Origin of the sequence: Candidatus Terasakiella magnetica, assembly GCF_900093605.1 — a bacterium.
In the GTDB taxonomy this organism is placed as follows: Bacteria; Pseudomonadota; Alphaproteobacteria; order Rhodospirillales; family Terasakiellaceae; genus Terasakiella; species Terasakiella magnetica.
Map to the genome: position 1 here is coordinate 189,915 of NZ_FLYE01000046.1, position 20,490 is coordinate 210,404.

Consider the following 20,490-nt stretch of genomic DNA (forward strand, 5'->3'; position numbering starts at 1 on the left):
CTTAAAATTACTCATCTTCGTCATCACTGACTTCTTGTGCCATCAAAGGATTGACATGTCCTTGGTTAAACTGCAAGCGCTCAGTCAGCGCATCATGCTGCATATTTAAATCTTTTTCCAGCCGTTCAATCGCATTAAAAAGGTTTTCGATTTGGGGCAGAAGTGGTTTTGCTTCTTTTGGAGGGAGCTTTTCAAGCTCGAAGCACAGCTGGGTCGTGTGGGCTTCAAGGGCGGCCACATCAACCATCTTTTCCTGATAGATGAGCTTTTCAGCAGTTTCAATAAAAGCTGAAATTTTTGCGATTTGTTGTTGGATATCTAAAGGAGTCGTCATTCTGTGTTCTTTTCCTCCTCATCAAGGCTGTCCAACATTGTATCGGGATTTGGTTTTAAAGGTGTATCGACACCGGGAAAGGGTTGACCATTAGCCTGATACACATATGACAGGATTTCTGCAACCGTTGCAAAAGCCTCAATGGGGATTTCTTCGCCCACATCCAAAAGACTGAGGATTTGGGCAAGATCGGCATCTTCGCGCACCTTCACCCCTTCGGCAAAGGCGATTTGTAAAATCTGTTCAGCAACCGCACCGTGACCAGAGGCAAGGATTTCAGGCGCCTTATCTTCAATGCCGTCATATTTAAGCGCGACCGCAATTTGGTCGGGGTCAAAATGTTCTGGCAATTTTTTCTTAATGTCGCTCACGGATATTGATTTCCAGCCATAGGGAAGGGGTACTTGAATATCTTATTCTAAAGACTTTTAAAAAATCTTAAAGAACCCCATATAATAAAAACACTTACACTGCCCTTTACCATTTGTTAATATAGGGGCTGCATAGTAAATTGGTACCAATGGGCAAAATACGTGTGCGTTTTTACTATATGCTGATTTTGTTCTTGGGAGGTCGAGGGCATGTGTCAGTTTAGGAGTTCGAAATGGACTTAGGTAAAATGTCTCTGTTCGCTGTGTTGAAAAAGCGGATGGACTACATTGGAAATAGACAGGAAGTATTGGCGGATAATATCGCAAACGCCGATACACCAAAATATGTCGCTAAAGACTTAAAACCGTTCAATTTCAAAGATTTGATGCGGCGTCAGTCTATGCATGTCCAACCGATCGGCACCAACCCGAACCATATCGGTGTGCAAGCGGCGCGCATTCGTGATTATGCAACAGATGAACCAAAACCATATGAATCATCTATCAACAAAAACCAGGTGGTTTTGGAAGAGCAAATGACGAAAATGAGTGAGACGCAAGTAGATCACGAATTGACCACACAAGTGTATAAAAAGAATATGCAGTTGTTCCGAATCGCACTGGGCAAGAGATAGGGCGTTTCTTTTTCTTGTTTTTTATTGAGATGAGGGCCAAAGAGGTTTTGAGGTTCAATTATGGATGATCTTTTCAAAAGTATGCGTATTTCCACAGCGGGCATGAAAGTGCAAGGCGCGCGCCTGCGTGTGATTTCTGAAAACGTGGCCAACGCGGACTCTTTACCGACAAAACCGGGCGAGAACCCGTACCGTCGTAAAAAGATCCTGTTTCGCAATGAGTTGGATAAAAATATTGACGCTCATACGGTGCGTGTCCATAAAGTAAAAGAAGACAGTACGGCAAACTTTAAAAAGTTTTTTGACCCGGCCCATCCGGCTGCGGATGAAAACGGGTATGTTTTGCGCCCCAACGTCAATTCATTGATTGAAATGATGGATATGCGCGAAGCACAGCGTTCTTATGAAGCCAATGTAAATACCATCAAGGCGTCAAAGAAAATGTTGCAACAAAGTATTGGGATTTTGCGCTAAGCGCATGAGGAAGGATAGAGGATATGGCTGATAATATGATGGCTTCTGCGGCAGCCGCCTATGCCAAACAAGCCCAAGAAATGAACAACCTGCCGACGCTTGATAGTACCAAGCAGGCAGAAGAAGGCGGTTTTGCAGACCTGTTGAAAGAAGCTGTTCAAGAAGCGGCAAGTATTGGGTATAAATCCGAAGCCATGTCTTTAAAAGCAGCGGCTGGTCAGGCTGATGTAAATGATGTTGTGACCGCAGTTGCAGAGGCTGAAGTGACATTGCAAGCCGTGACAACCGTGCGCGATAAGGTCATTCAGGCCTATCAAGACATCATCAAGATGCCGATTTAACGGTGACATTTTATGAATGATGTTGGTGTAATTGAAATTGGTCGCGAGGCATTTTGGGTCATCCTGCAAACAGGTGGCCCCATTTTGATTGCGGGTCTGGTCATCGGCCTGTTGATTGCCCTGTTTCAGGCCCTGACCTCCATTCAGGAAATGACCCTTGTGTTCGTTCCTAAAATCATCGTGATCTTTTTTGCACTGATGGTCATGCTACCCTACATGATCAATAATATGGTCGCCTTTGGGGAAACGATCTTTGACAAGATCATTGCCCTTGGATAGCGGGCATATTTGATGCTCAGCGAAATCTTCACTTTCAACATTTTTCATTTTGGCTTGATCTTTGCTCGTATGAGCGGGGCTTTAATCGTCATGCCGGGGATTAGTGCGTCATTTGTTTCTGTACGGGTACGCTTGATGTTGGGGTTGATGCTGGCTTTTATTTTGGTGCCAGCGGTTTCAGAAAATTTCCCGCCTTTTCCCATACACCCTTTGGAATTGATGGTTCTGCTTGGTGGGGAAATTCTGGTGGGGTTTTTCTTTGGCATGTTGATGGCAATTATGTTGAGCGCCATGCATGTGCTGGGTACGATCATCGCCTTTGTGGCTTCGCTTTCAAACGCCTTCTCATTTGATGCGGTCTCACAGGCTCAGGGCTCAATCATTGCGACTTTCTTTGTGAATTTAGCCCTGATCACCATTTTTGTCACCGACCTTCATCATTTGATGTTAACGGCTATTGTGGATAGCTACAGCCTGTTTGAGCCCGGAAAAATGCCGCCCATTGGGGATTTTGCTAGTTTTATGACCCGCACTGTCGCCGATGCTTTTAAGATCGGGGTGGAATTGGCTTCGCCCTTTATTTTAATGTCTTTTGGTTTTCAACTCTCCATGGGGTTGATCAGCCGCCTAAACCCGCAGTTTCAGGTTTATTTCGTCGCCATGCCCGCGCAGATTTTGCTCGCGTTGCTAATGCTAATGTTTACAATCTCTGGCATTATGATGGTATTCTTGACCTATTATCAAAATGGTCTCATCGGTTTCTTGGAACCGTAAAAAGAGACGATTTAAAGGATTGATATGGCAGAAGAAGACGACGCGTCAAAAACAGAAGAACCGACCGAGAAGAAACTTTCCAAGGCAAAGGAAGAAGGTCAGGTCTCACAGTCGCAAGAGATTAAAAGCTGGGCGACGTTCTTTTCTGCTGCCTTGTTCGTCATGTTTATCGGGCCGTATTTTGCCAAAAGCGTTGTAGAACCGATTATTTTTTACTGGGCAGATGGCTATCAGGTACGCATTGATGAAAACAGCATTATTGTGTTGTTTGAACAGATGCTCAGCGATATGGGCATCCGTGTTCTGCCGCTTCTCTTTGCTTTTATGATTACAGCCGTGCTTTCAGGTGTGTTTCAGACAGGTATGATCTGGGCACCTAAGAAGATTGAGCCGAAACTATCAAATATCTCTTTGAAAAAAGGGATCAAGAAAATGGTTTCGGTGCGCTCTGTTGTGGAACTGGTTAAAACCATTTTCAAAATGACCTTGGTTGGCGGGGCGGCCTTTGCGGTTGTTTTACCTGTTTATACCAACGTGGAAATTTTACCGTCTTATGATGTCTTCCAGCTTTTAGAACTCATGTATGACGTTTCCATTTATATTTTGATTACGGTAACGGCGTTAATGTCTTTGATTGCCGGGCTCGATTTTGCTTATCAGCGCTATACCTTCATGAAACAGATGAAAATGACCAAGCAGGAAGTCAAGGATGAGCATAAACAGTCCGAAGGTGACCCACAGATCAAGGCGAAAATTCGTCAGTTACGTATGGAACGTGCGCGCCAGCGTATGATGGCAGCGGTGCCGACCTCTGATGTGATCGTGACCAACCCGACCCATTACGCCTGTGCATTGGAATATAAACAGGATGATATGCAGGCCCCTAAATTGGTCGCAAAGGGCATGGACGATCTTGCCATGCGTATTCGTGAGGTTGGTGAAGCCAATGAAGTTCCGATTGTGGAAAACCCGCCCTTAGCGCGCGCACTTTATGCCAGTGTTGAGATCGATCAGGAAATTCCGGCAGAACATTATGCCGCGGTGGCAGAAGTAATCGGTTATGTTATGCGTTTGAAAGGGCAGCTCAATCAATGAAGCCATTAAGCCTGTCTATGCGTTTAAAAAGACGCGCCAACCGTATGGTCCGCCAACCCGTCAGCTGGGGTTTATGTGCGTGGGCGACCTTGTTGCTGGCTGCAGGTAATCATTTTTTGATTGAGGCCCATGTGGCATGGACCTATGTGCCATTACTTTTATCTATGATCTGTCTTTCTATGCTCGGCTGGGCCATTGGGTCTGCGGGTAACGCAGGTGCTTTTGGTGATTTATTGCGCCAAGCCATTGATGTTTTGCCCGAAGCCCGCCTGATAACCGCGCGTGATGGCTCAACCGTCTATGCCAATCCGGGCTTTAAACGCTTAATGCCCTTAATGCCGGGTAAGGTGGAACTGGCTGGTATTATTGATCTTCTTGATGGCGATCATGCTATTGAGGAATTTAAACGTCTGCAAGCCAATGCGAGAAACGGTATTGGCGACCATACGGAAATCCCTATTCGCTTAACCAATGGCAGTCGTGAATGGCGCCGTATTTCAGTTGCCCCGCTTGGCAAACCTGTGGGCTTTTCACTTTGGCTGATGCGTGATGTGAGTGCGCGCCGGGAAATGGAAACCGCGCAACGCAAAGAGTTTCGCCAGACCTTTGATTTTGTCGATAATCTACCCATCGGTTTTTTCAGTTCAGATCAGCAAGGGCGCTTTCGTTTTGTGAACCAGACCTTAGGTGACTGGCTTGGAGTCTCACCGGAAATGGTGCGCGCCAGTGGCTTGGGCCTATCTGATTTTGTGGTGGAACTGAAAGACGGGGCCAAAGGGGCGATGAGCCTGAAGGGCGCAGATAGCAAACCTTTTGAAGTTCATGTGCGCCAAACTGAGCTTTATGATGAGCAAGGCCAGTTCGTGCATAATCGCTGTGTTGTTTTGCGCGAAGGTATCGAATTTGGCTCTGTGGCAACAGAACGCCCCTCACAAAACTCTCAAAAAGCCGCTCTTGGCTTTGATCCACGGGTGCGCTGGCTGTTTAATGAAGCACCTGTGGGGATTGCCGTGCTGGACTTGGACCGCACGGTGGTGGATTGCAACCGGGCCTTTCTTAAAATGCTCGGGCGCCATCAAGATGCCATTGTCGGGCGGCCTTTATTTGACCAGATCAAGCAGGATTATCATGAAGACGCCACACGTCAGCTCGGCAAAGTGGCCATGGGGACCATTGCGGCTGTGCGTTTTGATGTACAGATGCAAACCGCAAAAGGCCGTATGTTGACGGTGAGTGTTTTTGCCGGGCACATGGAAGATGAGGCCGGGCAGATCAGTGGGCTTGTGCTGCACTTTATTGATGCAACTGAACAGCGCGATCTTGAGCTGCAATTTACTCAAGCCCAGAAAATGCAGGCCATTGGTCAACTCGCAGGTGGAGTAGCCCATGATTTCAATAACGTGTTGACCGCCTTGACCGGTTTTTGCGAAATTCTGTTGGAGCGCCATCCAAAGGGTGATCCTGATCATCAGGAATTGCAGCAGATTTATCAAAGTGGTAACCGGGCAACCGATCTTGTGCGCCAGCTTTTAGCCTTTTCACGCAAGCAGACACTGCGTCCCAAAATTGTTGATATTTCAGAAGTAATTTCAGACCTGTCTGCCATGTTGAATCGCTCTTTAGGGGAGACTGTACATCTGCGCATTGAACATGGTCGCGACCTTAACCAAATTCGCGTGGATACAGGGCAGCTTGAACAAGTGGTGGTGAATTTGGCCGTTAATGCCGGACATGCCATGAATGGGGAAGGCGAAGTGATTATTCGCACCCTGAATGCGGAAATTAACGAGGCTGTTGAGCAGGCCCATGACACTATGCCACCGGGACAATATGTTTGTGTGGAAGTTTCTGATACGGGCTGTGGTATTGCAAAAGAAAACCTGACCAAGATTTTCGAGCCGTTCTTTACCACCAAAGATGTGGATAAGGGAACCGGGCTTGGGCTATCAACCGTTTACGGTATTGTGCGCCAGACGGATGGTTATATTTTTGTCGATAGTATTATTGGACAGGGCACGACCTTCACCATTTTCTTCCCCGCCATCGAAGAAGATGCCGAGGCCCCTAAGGAAGAGAAAAAAGCCCAGCCTGATCTGTTTGATCATGCCGATCTTACCGGAACGGCAACCATTTTGTTGGTGGAAGATGAAGACCCTGTGCGTTTGTTTGGTGCGCGTGCACTGAGCGCGAAGGGCTATGAAGTGCTGGAGGCTTCCAGTGGTGATCTAGCATGGGAGATCATGAAGTCAGAGGCCAATAATATTGACCTCATTATCACCGATGTGGTGATGCCGGGCATGAAAGGCCCTGACCTCATTGAGTTGGTGCGCACGCAAGTGCCTGATATGAAAGTGATCTTCATGTCAGGCTATGCTGAAGACGTCATTCCTGAAGGTATTGAAAATGACCCGACCATTCACTTCCTGCCTAAACCGTTTAAGCTGAAAGACCTCGCCTATAAAGTGAAAGAAGTTCTGGGCGAGATTTAACAGACAGGCTTTTTTTGGGTTAGAGGCGATCAACGCCCTTAAAATCAATTTCAACAATCTTCCCAAGTGAAGATGTATAATGTGCTTCTGCTTTTTGGGTGAATTTTGCTTTGGCATCATCTTCATTTTGAGCTGTAACCTTAAGGGCAACTTTTTTAATGGTTGTGTCAAAGGTAAGGTTTGCTTGAATTTGATACTGTGACATTGATTTTAAACTCCATGTAATTCAATAAGGTTAGCTTTATTTCGGATTTAGTCGCGTTAAACGCGAGTTCTACAGCTGTTTTTAACAATGCTGTATAAACACCCCGTGTTACTTTCTACTCTTTGGTCCCTTATTAACTGGGCTTTTCGAAAGATTGATTGATCTGAATCAATCTTTTGAGCCCATCTGTAGATTGAATATCAAAAAAAGGACAATAAAGGCAATCAAAAGATAAGAAAAAAGTAGAGCTCCTTGCTACGCAATAATGGAGAATCGGATGTTCCTATATCCGATTCGCATAGAATTTAATGAGAACATTGTAAAAAAGAGTATTTAAAAACAATGAGTTCACAAATGTTCTTGCTAATGAGAACATTATGAGTACATTTAAATCAATTGCAACGGCCCTGTTACTTGTGGAATAAGGGAGTACTGATATGTCTCAGACCGCACTAAAGCTCGTGGATAAGGATACAATGGATAAAAATAAAGCATTGGAAGCAGCAGTCGCACAGATCGAACGATCTTTTGGCAAAGGCTCCATTATGAAGTTGGGCCAGCGTGAAAACGCGGTGGAAACAGAAGTTATTTCAACAGGTTCTTTGGGCCTTGATATCGGTCTTGGGATCGGCGGTGTGCCAAAGGGGCGTGTCGTTGAGGTTTATGGTCCTGAAAGTTCCGGTAAAACAACTTTGGCCCTGCATATTGTGGCTGAAGCCCAGAAAAATGGCGGCACCTGCGCCTTTGTGGATGCCGAGCATGCACTTGATCCGGCTTATGCCCAGAAACTGGGCTGTAATGTGGATGATCTGTTGATCTCCCAACCTGATGCGGGTGAGCAGGCTTTGGAAATTACCGATACATTGGTGCGCAGTGGTGCGGTTGATGTCTTGATCATTGATAGTGTGGCCGCCCTTGTGCCGCGCGCTGAACTTGAAGGCGAGATGGGCGATACCCACGTTGGCCTGCAAGCGCGTTTGATGAGCCAAGCTTTGCGTAAATTAACCTCGTCGGTTTCACGTTCCAACACATTGGTGATTTTCATCAACCAGATCCGTATGAAAATTGGTGTGATGTTTGGTAACCCTGAAACCACAACAGGTGGTAACGCCCTTAAATTCTATTCTTCTATCCGCATGGAAATTCGCCGTATCGGTCAGATCAAGGACCGTGATGAAGTGGTGGGTAACCAGACCCGTGTGAAAGTTGTGAAGAACAAGATGGCACCGCCGTTCCGTACCGTTGAATTTGACATTATGTATGGTGAAGGCATTTCCAAAATGGGTGAAATCCTTGATCTGGGTGTTAAAGGCGGGATTGTTGAAAAATCCGGTTCGTGGTTCTCTTATAATTCCACACGCATTGGTCAGGGGCGTGAGAATGCCAAGAATTTCTTGCGTGAAAATACTGAAATGACACAGGAAATTGAAACCCTTATTCGCCAAAATGCAGGGCTGATTTCTGATGCCATGACAACGGGTGAACCTGCCAAAGGGGATGACGATTAAGTTCGTCGACATGATGGTATAATGAAACGAGCCCTAAGCAACCTTGTTTAGGGCTCGTTTTTTTTGGATACAAAATGATAAGGATTCAGGAGTTACGCTGGACAGGGCAGAATTTGCACGGTAAAAACGACACTCTTGAATTCATGATAACCACTTAAAGTGAAGACCTATGCAAAGTGCGAACGACATCCGTAAAACGTTTCTTGAGTATTTCGGTAAAAATGGTCACGAGATTGTAGATTCATCTCCTCTTGTGCCACGAAATGACCCGACCTTGATGTTTACAAACGCAGGGATGGTGCAGTTCAAAAATGTTTTCACAGGGGTTGAAAAACGTGAGTATAGCCGTGCGACCACATCACAAAAATGTGTGCGCGCCGGTGGTAAACATAACGACCTTGAAAATGTTGGCTTTACAGCGCGTCACCATACATTCTTTGAAATGTTGGGGAACTTCTCTTTTGGTGATTATTTTAAAGACAATGCCATTGAGCTCGCCTGGAACCTGATCACTAAGGAATTCGGCCTGCCCAAAGACAAACTGCTCGTCACGGTTTATCATGAAGATGACGAAGCTTTTGATCTGTGGAAAAAAATTGCGGGCCTAAGTGATGATAAAATCATCAGGATCCCGACCTCAGATAACTTCTGGGCTATGGGCGATACGGGCCCTTGTGGTCCTTGTTCAGAGATTTTCTTTGATCATGGCGATCACATCTGGGGTGGCCCTCCGGGCTCACCTGAAGAAGATGGTGATCGTTTTATCGAGATTTGGAACCTCGTGTTCATGCAGTATGAGCAAACGGCTGATGAACGTTTGAACCTGCCCAAACCATCGATCGATACAGGCATGGGGCTGGAACGTATTGCCGCTGTCATGCAAGGCACCCATGATAACTATAATGTGGACCTCTTGCGCAAACTGATCGAGGCTTCTGCTGATAAATCTTCAACGGATGCAGATGGTGATTTCAATACATCCCACCGCGTAATCGCCGACCATTTACGCTCAAGTGCGTTCTTGCTCGCTGATGGTGTTTTGCCGTCCAATGAAGGTCGTGGCTATGTGCTGCGTCGTATCATGCGCCGCGCCATGCGTCATGCTCATATCATTGGGGCGAAAGACCCGTTGTTGCATAAGCTTGTGCCCACTCTAACATCTTTGATGGGTCAAGCTTTCCCTGAGCTAACACGTGCAGAAGCGTTGATTACGGAAACGTTGGAACTTGAAGAAGCACGCTTTAAAAAGCTGCTTGATCGTGGTCTCTCGCTCTTGGATGCAGAGACAAAAGAACTTGGTGAAGGTGATGAGCTTAAAGGTGATGTGGCCTTTAAACTGTATGACACCTATGGCTTCCCAGTTGATTTAACCCAAGATGCCCTAAAGCCTAAAAATATCGGCGTGGATATGGATGGTTTCGAAACCGCCATGGAAAAACAACGCGCAGAAGCCCGTAAAAACTGGTCCGGTTCTGGCGGGCAAGCCGATGAGGCTTTGTGGTTTGACTTAAAAGAAAAAGTCGGCGCAACCGATTTCTTGGGCTACGATACAGAAACAGCGGAAGGACAAATCGTCTCCATCGTTGTGGATGGCAAAGAAGTTGACCGCGCCCAACCGGGCACAGAAGTGATCGTGCTTTTGAACCAGACACCTTTTTATGCAGAAAGCGGTGGTCAGGAAGGCGATAAAGGTCTTCTTAAAGTCGGTGATATTGCCGAAGTTGAGATTTCAGATACACAAAAACGCATTCATTCGCTTTACCTACATGTGGGTAAAGTTAAAGGTGGTGTGATTTCTGTTGGCGAAGATGTTTCTGCTGAAGTGGATAACACACGTCGCTCCTCCATTCGTTCAAACCACTCTGCAACTCACTTATTGCATAAAGCTTTGCAACAGGAACTGGGTGATCATGTCACTCAGAAAGGTTCCTTGGTAGCAGAAGAACGTCTGCGTTTTGATATTGCCCATAACAAAGGCTTGAGCGCAGAAGAAATTGCGGCTGTTGAAGCCAAGGTAAATGCACAAGTTCGCTCCAACACCGAAGTTGTCACCCGTTTGATGACACCGGATGAAGCCATTGAACAAGGGGCGATGGCGCTCTTTGGTGAGAAATACGGCGATGAAGTCCGCGTTGTTGCCATGGGTGATGAAGCAGGTAAAAACTTCTCTGTTGAGCTATGTGGCGGAACGCACGTTAAACGCACAGGCGATATCGGCCTGTTTAAAGTGTTGAGCGAAGGTGCAGTGGCTGCTGGTGTGCGCCGTATTGAAGCACTTACGGGCTCAGCTGCTGTGGCTTATCTGGCAGAACAAGAAGAACGCTTAAATGAAACCGCAGCACTTTTGAAATCAACACCGGCTAAAGTGGCCTCGCGCGTTGAAGCTTTGCTTGATGAGCGCAAGAAGATGGAGCGTGAAATCGCTGATCTTCGCAAAAAATTGGCAACAGGGGGTGCTTCTGGTTCTGCCTCTGAAGTTAAAGAGGTTGAGGGTGTTAAATATATGGGCAAGGTTCTTGACGGTATTCCCGGTAAAGAACTTAAGTCCATGGTTGATGAGATGAAGAATCAGATCGGTTCGGGCATCTGTGCGGCGATTTCTGTGAATGATGGTAAAGCCTCTCTTGTTGTTGGTGTTACGGATGATTTGAAAGATAGTCATAGTGCCGTTGATCTGGTGCGTGCAGGGTCTGCTGCAGTTGGTGGTAAAGGTGGCGGTGGTCGCCCTGACATGGCCCAAGCTGGTGGCCCTGATGGGGATAAGGCTGATGCTGCTTTGGCTGCGATTGAAGCAGCCATTGCGGGTTAATTTAAATAAATAAGAGGCAAGAGTAATGGAAACGATAATTCTTGGCCTCTGGCTATGGATCTCCGCCCATATGATCCCGGTTGTTGCACCGGATATGCGCGCGCGTCTTGTCGCGCGTTTGGGCGAGATGCCGTATAAAGGGCTTTTTGCCCTTGTGGTGCTGGCTTCTGTCGGCTTAATGGTGTTGGGCTGGCGCTCTATCAATACGGTGACGCCGCTTTATGATATCTATAATATTGTGGCTTTCCCCGCACTCGCGATGATCCTTGCCGGTTTTGTCTTGATGGCAGCAGCCAAGGTGAAATGCAATTTCCAACGCGTAATCCGCCATCCTCAACTAACGGGCTTTAGCCTGTGGGCCATTGCCCATATGCTGATGAATGGGGATTTACACGCTGTTGTCTTGTTTGGTGGATTAGCTGCTTGGTCTATCTCGACTATCTTTTTGCTGAATAAACGCGATGGGGCCTTTATACCGCCAGCTAAGCAACTGCCCCATAAAGGCGTGATTGCCGCTGCCATTGGCTTTGTGATTTTTATCGCCCTTGTGATGGGCCATGAATATTTTTCAGGTATTGACCTGACCGTAAAACGTCACTGATTAAAGCTGTTCTTGGACTTTCTAAAACGCTCAATCCAGTCTTCATTCATCTGATTGCGCTGTTTTGCCAAAGGTGAGCTTTCCAGCTTAAAGGGCGCGACATCTTCAACACCAACTGCTTTGCATATTTTCTGGCAATGGTGATTGGTATCTTCAAGCAGCTGTTCATAGCTCAGCGTAATTGGCGCGATATTGTTTAGGGCAAAGAATTTTTGCCAGGCAGTGTTCTGATTTAAAATATCATTGAGGCATTTCTCAATCATCTCTTCATCATATTTCGCCTCAGTCTGGCTGGGTTGCAGGCTGGACCAATGGCGTGTCTGGTGCGCAATCGCATAAGATACCGCTTGGGCTAACAGGTCTTTACGGGTGATGTGAATATAGGCCTTTGTTGTTTTCAAAAACTCTTGAAAAGGGGCTTTTCTTAGTAAAGGACCAAACTGGCTAAAATGGGCTTTTAGGCCAAAAACACCATTTTCACTGGTGCGCTTTTTTAAGGCTGTTTGAATATAACGTGCTGTTTCAACAGGTGCTTCTAAGCCCCAGTTTTGGGCAAGCTCTGGCGTGTTTTCCTGTAGATGAAAATATTCATGGGGCATGCCCATTTTGCCCGTTTCTTGTAAAAGACTGCCAAGCAATGTCCCCCCACATCGTGGTGCCGTACAAAGGATATAAGTGCGCACAGGGCGGTTATAGTCAGCGAGATCATATTCACTGGCATTAAAGGGATGGCTGTTCATCTATCCATATCCTTAAAATAATTACCGGGGGTGACCCCAAGTGCTTTTTTAAACATAGCACTAAAGGCACTTTGGGAGGAATAGCCAAGGTCCTGGGCGATATGGGCAATGGGTTGATGTGCAGCAAGGCGGCTTAAGGCTTCTAATAATCTGGCCTGTTGGCGCCATTGTCCAAAGGTCATGTCGGTTTGTTTTTTAAAATTTCGGGCTAATGTGCGGCTTGTGGTGCTCAACCGTTGTGCCCAATCTTGCAAGGTGGCTTCATCACTTGGGTTTTCTTTTAAGAAATGGGCAATTTTTTCAATAGGGCCATTGGTGGGGACAGGCAGATGAAGTGGGGCCCGTGGGGCAGATTTTAAACAATCCAGTATAAGGCGGCAAACCCGGCCTTGCATGGCATCTTGATCATAAAGGGCAGGGTAGTGAATTGCCTCAGCAATGAGTTCACGCAACAGCGGACTGATGGACATGACCTGACAGGAAAGCGGGAGGCCTTCAATAACATGAGGGGCAAAATAGACATTGCGCATGGTCACGCTTTGGATCACCTTGATGCTGTGTATGGTCTGTGGCGGGATAACCCAGATGGAGCCTTGTGCCATCACCTGCATCACCCCTTGTGAGGCATAGAGCAATTGCCCCCATTCATGGCAATGGGGTGGGGCCTCACTCCCTTTGGCGCGGATACCTTCGCGAAGTGTCATATCACGCGGGATATCTTCCAGCCGTTTGATCTCTACCCCGTCATCAGCTGTAAAGGGGGTAAAGGTGGAAACGAGTGTCTCTTTTGCGTTAAGTTTTGTCATATATGTGTATATACGACATTTTAGCCTTGTTTTAAAGTAGGGCAATAAAGCGAATAGCCTGATGAGGATGACGACCATGTCAAAGACAGCGTCTTGGAAACGACCGGAAATGCTCTTGTTTGTGATGGCAGCGGCCATGCCATTGGCATTTGGCGTGTGGCAGGCATTGTTGAATAACTTTGCCATTGAGCGGGCCAGTTTCACAGGGGTTGAAATTGGTGTGCTTCAATCCTTGCGCGAAATTCCCGGTTTTCTCGCCTTTGCCGTGGTGTTTGTTCTCTTTTTAATGCGCGAACAGACCTTGGCGATTGTTTCGCTTTTGATTTTGGGCATTGGCACAGCCATTACGGGCTATTTCCCATCTGTTATGGGGCTTTATGTGACAACGGTTTTGATGTCCATTGGCTTTCACTATTTTGAAACCATCAACCAATCTTTACAGCTCCAGTGGTTTGATAAGAAAATGGCGGCCTATAATATGGGGCGGGTGCGTGCCATTGGTTCCTTTGGCGCGTTGGTTGCCTTTGGGATGGGCTGGATCTTTCTGGATGTGTTTAATTACACTATGGAAACAATGTATGTGATTGGCGGTGTGGCAACCATGGTGTTGGCGCTTTATTGCTGGGTTGCCTTTCCTTCCTTTCCTGAAGAGGTGGAACAACATAAAAAAATCATCTTGCGCAAACGCTATTGGCTTTATTACGCCTTGCAGTTTTTAAGTGGGGCACGGCGTCAAATTTTTGTGGTTTTTGCCGGGTTCTTGATGGTGGAAAAGTTTGGTTTTGATGCCGCTGCCATTTCAGCCATGTTTTTAATTAATGGCGCGCTTAATATGGTCTTGGCCCCAAAAATCGGCAAACTGATTGGGGTGTGGGGGGAGAGGCGCTCCCTCAGTGTGGAATATATCGGTCTGGTGGTGGTGTTTGTGGGTTATGCCTTTGTGCAAAACCCATGGGTGGCAGTTGCGCTTTATATTTTAGATCATTTGTTTTTCTCCATGGCGATTGCCATGAAAACCTATTTTCAAAAAATTGCCGACCCGCGCGATATGGCACCTACGGCTGGGGTCTCCTTTACCATTAATCATATTGCGGCGGTGGTTTTGCCTGCTGCTTATGGTGTGTTGTGGATCATCTCGCCAGCAGCAGTATTTATCACTGGGGCAGGTTTGGCTTTTGTCTCGCTTATTTTATCGCGTTTTGTGCCAGTTTATCCTGAAGAGGGAAATGAGGTTTGCTGGAGAAAAGCAGCTCAAGGTGCAGAATAGCTTGATCATATGGGGCTTGCACCTTACCTTAGGGACAAATCGTTCGATCAGCTAACAGGTTTATAAATGAGCTTTACAGGCACTGACAATTATGTCGCCACAGATGACCTTCGTGTTGCGGTGAATGCCGCGATTAATCTGGAACGCCCGCTTTTGGTAAAAGGGGAGCCCGGAACAGGTAAAACCGTCCTCGCCCATGAGATTTCAAAAGCCTTAAATGCGCCGATGATTGAGTGGCACGTGAAATCCACTACCAAGGCACAACAGGGCCTTTATGAATATGATGCGGTGTCACGCTTGCGCGATTCTCAGTTGGGGGATGAGCGCGTGCATGATATCGCAAACTATATCGTGCGTGGTAAAATGTGGGAGGCTTTTGAAAGTGAAGAGCGCCCTGTTTTATTAATCGATGAGATTGATAAGGCCGATATTGAATTTCCAAATGATCTGTTGTTGGAACTGGACCGTATGAAGTTTCATGTCTATGAGACAAAGGAAACCATCAAGGCCAAGAACCGCCCGATCATTGTGATTACGTCTAATAATGAAAAAGAACTGCCCGATGCCTTCTTGCGTCGCTGTTTTTTCCATTACATTCGTTTTCCTGATAAGGACACCATGGCTGAGATTGTTGAGGTGCATTATCCGGGCTTGCAAAAACGCTTGGTGAGTGAAGCCCTAAATGCTTTTTATGACTTGCGCGATGTGCCGGGCCTGAAGAAAAAACCATCCACATCTGAGCTGTTGGACTGGATCAAGCTCTTGATGGTGGAAGATATCCCGCCTGAAGCTTTGCGTGATAACGATAATAAAAAAGCCATTCCACCCCTGCATGGAGCCTTGTTAAAGAATGAGCAGGATATCCATCTTTTTGAACGTCTGGCTTTCATGGCGCGTCGGGACGGCTAGCGCATGTTTCTCAACCTTTTCTTTGAACTCAAACAAGCCAATGTTCCGGTCTCCTTAAAAGAATATCTTTTATTGATGGAGGCCATGGATAAGGGCGTGGCTGAATATGCACTGGATGATTTTTATTATCTGGCCCGCTCTGCCCTGATTAAGGATGAGCGCCATCTGGATAAATTTGATCGCGTCTTTGGTCATGTGTTTAAAGGATTGGAGCCTGCTGAAGGTGGGGAAACCCAAGAAATCCCTGAAGAATGGCTGCGCAAGATGGCTGAGCGTTTGCTTAGTGATGAGGAAAAGGCGCAGATTGAGTCCCTTGGCGGTTGGGATAAATTGATGGAGACGTTGAAAAAACGTCTGGAAGAACAGAAAAAACGCCATCAAGGCGGCAGTAAATGGATTGGGACGGCAGGGACGTCGCCGTTTGGCGCTTATGGCTATAATCCTGAAGGCATTCGCATTGGACAAAAAGAATCGCGCAATCGCCGTGCGGTTAAGGTCTGGGATAAGCGCGAGTTTAAAAATCTTGATGATCAGGTGGAGCTGGGCACGCGCAATATCAAGGTGGCGCTGCGTCGCCTGCGGAAATTTGCAAGGTCTGGTGCACAGACCCAGCTTGATCTGGATGACACCATTAAATCAACCGCCCATAAGGGGTTTTTAGATATCAAGATGGTGGCAGAGCGCCATAATGCGGTGAAGGTCTTATTGTTCTTTGATGTGGGCGGGTCCATGGATGACCATATCAAAGTCTGTGAAGAGATGTTTTCAGCGTGCCGTTCAGAATTTAAGCATCTTGAATATTTCTATTTCCATAACTGCATCTATGAAGGGGTGTGGAAAGACAATAAACGCCGCCATAATGATGTGATCCCATTGTGGGATGTGCTTCATACCTACCCCAGTGATTATAAGGTCATCTTTGTGGGTGATGCCTCCATGAGCCCGTATGAAATCAGTTACCCCGGTGGGGCGGTGGAATATTGGAATGAAGAAGCTGGGGCTGTGTGGATGGAACGTGTGTTGGAAGTCTACCCCCATGCGGTCTGGATCAACCCTGTGCCACAAAACTGGTGGCGCCATACCATGTCTATCCAGATGATCAAACAATTGATGAGTGATCGTATGTTCGGCTTGACCCTTGATGGTATTGATCGCGCCATTCAGGAACTTAATAAGTAAGCTCTTAAATTGATTTTATACGACATCACCGGCGTTTTTGATGTTGAGAATTACGCCGCAATGTTTGCAATGGACCGCATCGGGTTCATGGCGCATCAGGCCACAGGTAGGGCAGGTGTAGTTAACTTTTGAAGGGCGAAAGATGGTCTGCACAAGGCGCAAGAACAGGGAAATGCCAAAGACCATAATGATCACACTGAGCATACGCCCCATGGAACCTTCAAGCGTGATATCGCCAAAGCCTGTTGTTGTGAGTGTGGTGACGGTGAAATAGAGCGCATCAATATAGGTATTAATTTGCTCGTTTTGCTCAACTTCAAACACATAGACAAGGGCTGTAACAAAGAAGATGAAGACCATCAGGTTTAGGATGCTCATCAAAACCTGTTCATGCTCACGAAAGAAGCTGAACTGATCCCTGAAGTCTTTAAGGACGTGATAAGAGCGCAATAAACGTAAAGCCCGCACGACCCGTAAAAAAGCGAAATTCTCAATCCATAAGGGGGCAAGCAGGGTGCCGATAACCACCAGATCAGCCAAATTCATGGGCTTAAATATAAAGCGCAAAGGCCGATTAGCTGCCAGCATACGGGCGAAATAATCAATAATGAGAACAACCGCGATGGCGTAATCTATGATCAGGAAAGTCTCATTATGCTCAATCATGGAAGCGACAATGAAAAAGCTGATGGTCACCACATCAAAGGTTAGCAACGCATAACGAAAATACAGCGATGTTTTTGAATCACCATAATGTAGGTCACGTAATTTTTGACGGAACTTTTCCATGTGCGCACTGTTTCCCTATTTAGATTGAAAAACAATATCAAAATAAGTAACCCCGCATCAAGTGCGGGGTTCTTGTTAAAACGTCTTAGCGTTTTTTCTTTTTATGCTCATAAGGGTTATCGCCTTTGCGCAACATCACCCGGATCGGCACGCCTTGAATATCAAAATCCTCACGGATACTATTTGAAAGATAACGCAGATACGAGCCGGGAAGGTCCCCCGGTTTATTGGCAAAAATCACAAACGTCGGCGGGCGCGTTTTGGCTTGTGTCATATAGCGCAGGCGCAAGCGACGACCTGAAGACAAAGGCGGCGGGTGCATCTCTGTCATTTGTTCAAGCCAGCGGTTAAGTTGGCCTGTTGGCACCCGTGCATTCCAGCTTTCATAAAGATCAAAGATCGCCGGAAAGAGACGATCGGTACCTTTACCCGTTTTAGCCGATAGCGTAATCACCGGAATACCGCGCACCTGTGGCATGGAGGTTTCCATACGGTCAGATAGTTTTTGCAGTACTTCCTTGCGATTTTTAACGTCATCCCACTTGTTACAAACAATAACAAGCGCGCGGCCTTCATCAATGGTTTCTTTGGCAATGACCAAGTCCTGCTTTTCCAGCATGACGTTAGAATCCAAAACCAGACAGACGATCTGGGCAAAACGAATAGCACGGCGAGAATCGGCCGCTGATAATGTTTCAACCTTTTCATTTACTTTGGTGCGACGGCGCATACCTGCTGTATCGATCAGCTTGATCTTGCGCCCGTCAACTTCATAATCAAGGGCGATGGAATCGCGCGTGATCCCGGCTTCTGGCCCGGTGAGCAGGCGCTCAGTGCCCAGCAATTGGTTGATCAGGGTGGATTTACCCACATTTGGGCGTCCAACAATGGCAACTTGCAAAGGTGATTTTGAGAAATCCTGTTCTTCGATTTCTTCCCCATCTTCGGTGATGATGGTACGTGTTTGGACTTGGGCGAGAAGCTTTTCTTCTTCAAGAAGTTCAGCATTATCTTCACACCATTTGTCATAGGCTGGCTGAAGCGCATCATAGACATTGCTCATGCCTACGCCATGTTCAGCTGAAAATGGATAGGGGTCGCCAAGGCCAAGGCCGTAAGCTTCGTAAATGCCATTATCCGCCTTGTTGCCCTCACATTTATTGGCAAGCAGCACCACGTCTTTATTGCGCTCGCGCAGCCAATCAGCGAAATGCTCATCAAGCGGGGTCACCCCTGCACGTGCATCAATCATGAAGAGGGTCATATCCGCTTCATCAAGGGCAAGCTCGGTCTGTTCACGCATGCGTGCTTCAAGGGAATCATCAAAGGCTTCTTCAAGGCCTGCTGTATCAATGACCTTAAAGTCCAGATCACCAATGCGCCCTGTTCCTTCGCGGCGATCGCGTGTGACACCGGGGGTATCATCAACAATAGCCAGCTTCTTGCCGACAAGACGGTTAAACAGGGTCGATTTCCCCACATTGGGGCGACCAACAATTGCCACGGTAAAGGGCATGACATTAAATCCTAAACTTCGTTTTTTAACCTGCAAAAAAGCGGGTTAGCGGTATGCAACCAAATCTGCACCGTCTGATAGGAAGAACAAAGAGCCATTGGCTGCCAGTGGTGGCACAATGATCTTGTCCGGCATTTCTACACGACCCAAGATTTCACCCGTGTAAGGAGAGAAGGAATAAGCTTCCTCGTTACTACCCGCAACAATCAGTCGATCAGATACTAAAATCGGTGTACTCCAAGTCAGGTTACCTTTGCGCTCTTCCGGGTCTTCCCAACGCGGCAGTGTAGTGACCCAATGAATGCGACCATCCATCCGGTTTACGCACAACAATTCTGCGTTTGGTGTGACAACAAAAAGATAGTCACCCGCAATCCAGGGTGTTTCCTGACTGGAAATTTCTTTGGACCAATAACGCCGTCCGGTCTTTAAGTCAATGCTTGTGAAACTACCGGAGTTGGAAATCGCATAAACACGACCCCGATCAATAATGGGGCGTCCACGAATGGCAGTAAGGGCGGAGATTGCATCAACACGGCGCGCGCCACTCAGGCTTTCCGTCCAAATGGCCTGACCGTTTTCAACTTTCAAAGCAACAATGTCACCTGATGAAAAGGCGGCAACCACAACACCTTGGTCTACAGCAGGGCTTGCCCCGCCAAGGATACTGGCGGTTTCAGAAATACCTTTATGGTTCCACAGTTTTTCACCTGTGCGACCGTCATAGGCAATCAGTTCGTTATTCAGGTTAATTACAAAAACGCGATTGCCGCGCCCGGTTGGGGCGGCGCGCATGGGCGCATCGGTTTTTGTGACCCAAAGGGTCTGACCGGAATTTGCATCAATACCAAACAACAGGGCAAAGCCCGTTGCCACATAAAGGCGACCATTATCATAGGCAAGACCACCTGTGATATGACCGTCATCTTCATGTTCCGGTGTAAGCTCCAGCTCCCAAATCTTCTCCCCTGTCTCTGCATTAAAAGCACTTACAAGGTTTTCAGAATCTACGGTAAAGATTTTGCCTGCTGCCACAACCGGTTGGGCCACAATACGTTCTGAATCATCAGAGGCAGAACCCACTGATGTGCGCCAGGCTTTAGCAATGTTTGGCGCGACGGCAATGTGATGCATGGCATGGCTGGCAAAACCACCAGCTTGGGGCCAGCTCAGGTTTGTTGCCGGTGGGGGCAGCAAAATAGCTTCATTTTCAAGCTCAGGGTCCGGTTTGATATTGCGCTCATGAAGCAGCACAGAGATGCGCTCACCCGGTAGGGGCGGGGCTTCGATCTCGCCAAACCACATATCGCTACATCCATTAAGAGAGACGACGCACAGGCCAGCCATAAATAAACGGCGTATCATCTTT

At 47.0% G+C, this 20,490-nt stretch carries 21 protein-coding genes; 13 read left to right on the top strand and 8 right to left on the bottom strand.

Features of this window, described 5'->3' with window-relative positions; genetic code table 11:
* Positions 1-7: 7 nt before the first annotated feature.
* A complete protein-coding gene (locus tag MTBPR1_RS15335; RefSeq protein WP_069189899.1) occupies positions 8-334 on the bottom strand; it encodes a hypothetical protein in 327 nt (108 codons plus the stop codon).
* Positions 331-705 (bottom strand): EscU/YscU/HrcU family type III secretion system export apparatus switch protein, encoded by a 375-nt coding sequence (locus tag MTBPR1_RS15340; RefSeq protein WP_069189900.1) that lies wholly within the window; start codon positions 703-705, stop codon positions 331-333. Before MTBPR1_RS15340 ends, MTBPR1_RS15335 begins: the two co-directional genes overlap by 4 nt.
* Before the next feature lie 233 nt (positions 706-938).
* Here MTBPR1_RS15340 and flgB point away from each other — a divergent pair, with 233 nt between their 5' ends.
* The 7 genes from flgB to MTBPR1_RS15375 are packed head-to-tail and all read left to right on the top strand — an operon-like array spanning position 939 to position 6,792.
* Complete coding sequence (gene flgB, locus MTBPR1_RS15345; RefSeq protein ID WP_069189901.1) at positions 939-1,340, top strand: flagellar basal body rod protein FlgB; 402 nt, start codon at positions 939-941, stop codon at positions 1,338-1,340.
* Between the two features lie 60 nt (positions 1,341-1,400).
* Positions 1,401-1,814: a flagellar basal body rod protein FlgC gene (gene flgC / locus MTBPR1_RS15350; protein ID WP_069189902.1), complete on the top strand. Its 414-nt coding sequence runs from the start codon at positions 1,401-1,403 to the stop codon at positions 1,812-1,814.
* A 23-nt stretch (positions 1,815-1,837) separates the two neighbouring features.
* Positions 1,838-2,155: a flagellar hook-basal body complex protein FliE gene (gene fliE / locus MTBPR1_RS15355; RefSeq protein ID WP_240492930.1), complete on the top strand. Its 318-nt coding sequence runs from the start codon at positions 1,838-1,840 to the stop codon at positions 2,153-2,155.
* 12 nt (positions 2,156-2,167) lie between these two features.
* A complete protein-coding gene (gene fliQ / locus MTBPR1_RS15360) occupies positions 2,168-2,434 on the top strand; it encodes a flagellar biosynthesis protein FliQ (RefSeq protein ID WP_069189903.1) in 267 nt (88 codons plus the stop codon).
* Between the two features lie 12 nt (positions 2,435-2,446).
* Complete coding sequence (locus MTBPR1_RS15365; RefSeq protein ID WP_069189904.1) at positions 2,447-3,208, top strand: flagellar biosynthetic protein FliR; 762 nt, start codon at positions 2,447-2,449, stop codon at positions 3,206-3,208.
* A 24-nt stretch (positions 3,209-3,232) separates the two neighbouring features.
* On the top strand, positions 3,233-4,303 hold the full coding sequence (gene flhB, locus MTBPR1_RS15370; RefSeq protein WP_069189905.1) for a flagellar biosynthesis protein FlhB: 1,071 nt from the start codon (positions 3,233-3,235) through the stop codon (positions 4,301-4,303).
* Positions 4,300-6,792, top strand: a complete 2,493-nt coding sequence (locus MTBPR1_RS15375) for a hybrid sensor histidine kinase/response regulator (RefSeq protein WP_083223143.1) — start codon at positions 4,300-4,302, stop codon at positions 6,790-6,792. The genes flhB and MTBPR1_RS15375 overlap by 4 nt, the downstream gene beginning before the upstream one ends.
* Positions 6,793-6,811: 19 nt before the next feature.
* Here the strand turns inward: MTBPR1_RS15375 and MTBPR1_RS15380 are convergent, their stop codons facing one another.
* Positions 6,812-6,997 carry a hypothetical protein gene (locus MTBPR1_RS15380; RefSeq protein WP_069189906.1) on the bottom strand — a complete coding sequence of 62 codons (186 nt, stop codon included), beginning with the start codon at positions 6,995-6,997 and terminating at the stop codon, positions 6,812-6,814.
* Between the two features lie 437 nt (positions 6,998-7,434).
* Here MTBPR1_RS15380 and recA point away from each other — a divergent pair, with 437 nt between their 5' ends.
* The 3 genes from recA to MTBPR1_RS15395 all read left to right on the top strand — a co-directional run bounded on the left by recA (position 7,435) and on the right by MTBPR1_RS15395 (position 11,915).
* A complete protein-coding gene (gene recA / locus MTBPR1_RS15385; protein ID WP_069189907.1) occupies positions 7,435-8,505 on the top strand; it encodes a recombinase RecA in 1,071 nt (356 codons plus the stop codon).
* Between the two features lie 169 nt (positions 8,506-8,674).
* Positions 8,675-11,314 (top strand): alanine--tRNA ligase, encoded by a 2,640-nt coding sequence (gene alaS / locus MTBPR1_RS15390; protein ID WP_069189908.1) that lies wholly within the window; start codon positions 8,675-8,677, stop codon positions 11,312-11,314.
* A gap of 25 nt (positions 11,315-11,339) precedes the next feature.
* Positions 11,340-11,915, top strand: coding sequence for an NnrU family protein (locus MTBPR1_RS15395; RefSeq protein ID WP_069189909.1), 576 nt, complete (start codon positions 11,340-11,342; stop codon positions 11,913-11,915).
* On the opposite strand, the gene MTBPR1_RS15400 is transcribed toward MTBPR1_RS15395, so the two are convergent.
* Both MTBPR1_RS15400 and MTBPR1_RS15405 read right to left on the bottom strand, forming a co-directional pair.
* Entirely contained in the window at positions 11,909-12,655 is a 747-nt protein-coding gene (locus tag MTBPR1_RS15400; protein ID WP_069189910.1) for a Stf0 family sulfotransferase, read from the bottom strand. The genes MTBPR1_RS15395 and MTBPR1_RS15400 overlap by 7 nt on opposite strands.
* Positions 12,652-13,461 (bottom strand): AraC family transcriptional regulator, encoded by an 810-nt coding sequence (locus MTBPR1_RS15405; RefSeq protein ID WP_165602687.1) that lies wholly within the window; start codon positions 13,459-13,461, stop codon positions 12,652-12,654. The genes MTBPR1_RS15400 and MTBPR1_RS15405 overlap by 4 nt, the downstream gene beginning before the upstream one ends.
* Positions 13,462-13,537: 76 nt before the next feature.
* Between MTBPR1_RS15405 and MTBPR1_RS15410 the strand changes: the two genes are divergently transcribed.
* The 3 genes from MTBPR1_RS15410 (at position 13,538) to MTBPR1_RS15420 (ending at position 16,816) form a co-directional block, all read left to right on the top strand.
* Complete coding sequence (locus MTBPR1_RS15410) at positions 13,538-14,728, top strand: MFS transporter (protein WP_240492932.1); 1,191 nt, start codon at positions 13,538-13,540, stop codon at positions 14,726-14,728.
* A 66-nt stretch (positions 14,729-14,794) separates the two neighbouring features.
* The gene (locus tag MTBPR1_RS15415; protein ID WP_069189912.1) at positions 14,795-15,637 is read left to right on the top strand and encodes an AAA family ATPase; all 843 of its coding nucleotides are present in this window, start codon (positions 14,795-14,797) and stop codon (positions 15,635-15,637) included.
* Between the two features lie 3 nt (positions 15,638-15,640).
* Positions 15,641-16,816, top strand: coding sequence for a vWA domain-containing protein (locus tag MTBPR1_RS15420; RefSeq protein ID WP_069189913.1), 1,176 nt, complete (start codon positions 15,641-15,643; stop codon positions 16,814-16,816).
* Positions 16,817-16,831: 15 nt separating this feature from the next.
* On the opposite strand, the gene MTBPR1_RS15425 is transcribed toward MTBPR1_RS15420, so the two are convergent.
* The 3 genes from MTBPR1_RS15425 to MTBPR1_RS15435 form a co-directional block, all read right to left on the bottom strand.
* Complete coding sequence (locus tag MTBPR1_RS15425) at positions 16,832-17,605, bottom strand: potassium channel family protein (RefSeq protein WP_069189914.1); 774 nt, start codon at positions 17,603-17,605, stop codon at positions 16,832-16,834.
* 85 nt (positions 17,606-17,690) lie between these two features.
* Positions 17,691-19,121 carry a ribosome biogenesis GTPase Der gene (gene der, locus MTBPR1_RS15430; protein ID WP_069189915.1) on the bottom strand — a complete coding sequence of 477 codons (1,431 nt, stop codon included), beginning with the start codon at positions 19,119-19,121 and terminating at the stop codon, positions 17,691-17,693.
* 45 nt (positions 19,122-19,166) lie between these two features.
* Positions 19,167-20,486, bottom strand: coding sequence for a PQQ-like beta-propeller repeat protein (locus tag MTBPR1_RS15435; RefSeq protein WP_069189956.1), 1,320 nt, complete (start codon positions 20,484-20,486; stop codon positions 19,167-19,169).
* Positions 20,487-20,490: the final 4 nt, after the last annotated feature.

Excerpts from the sequence above, each read along its gene's own strand:
- flhB (WP_069189905.1), top strand. The coding sequence starts at position 3,233 with ATGGCAGAAGAAGACGACGCGTCAAAAACAGAAGAACCGACCGAGAAG.
- alaS (WP_069189908.1), top strand. The coding sequence starts at position 8,675 with ATGCAAAGTGCGAACGACATCCGTAAAACGTTTCTTGAGTATTTCGGT.
- MTBPR1_RS15425 (WP_069189914.1), bottom strand. The coding sequence starts at position 17,605 with ATGGAAAAGTTCCGTCAAAAATTACGTGACCTACATTATGGTGATTCA.
- flgB (WP_069189901.1), top strand. The coding sequence starts at position 939 with ATGGACTTAGGTAAAATGTCTCTGTTCGCTGTGTTGAAAAAGCGGATG.
- MTBPR1_RS15335 (WP_069189899.1), bottom strand. The coding sequence starts at position 334 with ATGACGACTCCTTTAGATATCCAACAACAAATCGCAAAAATTTCAGCT.
- flgC (WP_069189902.1), top strand. The coding sequence starts at position 1,401 with ATGGATGATCTTTTCAAAAGTATGCGTATTTCCACAGCGGGCATGAAA.
- fliE (WP_240492930.1), top strand. The coding sequence starts at position 1,838 with ATGGCTGATAATATGATGGCTTCTGCGGCAGCCGCCTATGCCAAACAA.
- recA (WP_069189907.1), top strand. The coding sequence starts at position 7,435 with ATGTCTCAGACCGCACTAAAGCTCGTGGATAAGGATACAATGGATAAA.
- MTBPR1_RS15395 (WP_069189909.1), top strand. The coding sequence starts at position 11,340 with ATGGAAACGATAATTCTTGGCCTCTGGCTATGGATCTCCGCCCATATG.
- MTBPR1_RS15420 (WP_069189913.1), top strand. The coding sequence starts at position 15,641 with ATGTTTCTCAACCTTTTCTTTGAACTCAAACAAGCCAATGTTCCGGTC.
- MTBPR1_RS15405 (WP_165602687.1), bottom strand. The coding sequence starts at position 13,461 with ATGACAAAACTTAACGCAAAAGAGACACTCGTTTCCACCTTTACCCCC.
- fliQ (WP_069189903.1), top strand. The coding sequence starts at position 2,168 with ATGAATGATGTTGGTGTAATTGAAATTGGTCGCGAGGCATTTTGGGTC.
- MTBPR1_RS15365 (WP_069189904.1), top strand. The coding sequence starts at position 2,447 with ATGCTCAGCGAAATCTTCACTTTCAACATTTTTCATTTTGGCTTGATC.
- MTBPR1_RS15435 (WP_069189956.1), bottom strand. The coding sequence starts at position 20,486 with ATGATACGCCGTTTATTTATGGCTGGCCTGTGCGTCGTCTCTCTTAAT.
- MTBPR1_RS15415 (WP_069189912.1), top strand. The coding sequence starts at position 14,795 with ATGAGCTTTACAGGCACTGACAATTATGTCGCCACAGATGACCTTCGT.
- der (WP_069189915.1), bottom strand. The coding sequence starts at position 19,121 with ATGCCCTTTACCGTGGCAATTGTTGGTCGCCCCAATGTGGGGAAATCG.
- MTBPR1_RS15400 (WP_069189910.1), bottom strand. The coding sequence starts at position 12,655 with ATGAACAGCCATCCCTTTAATGCCAGTGAATATGATCTCGCTGACTAT.
- MTBPR1_RS15410 (WP_240492932.1), top strand. The coding sequence starts at position 13,538 with ATGTCAAAGACAGCGTCTTGGAAACGACCGGAAATGCTCTTGTTTGTG.
- MTBPR1_RS15380 (WP_069189906.1), bottom strand. The coding sequence starts at position 6,997 with ATGTCACAGTATCAAATTCAAGCAAACCTTACCTTTGACACAACCATT.
- MTBPR1_RS15375 (WP_083223143.1), top strand. The coding sequence starts at position 4,300 with ATGAAGCCATTAAGCCTGTCTATGCGTTTAAAAAGACGCGCCAACCGT.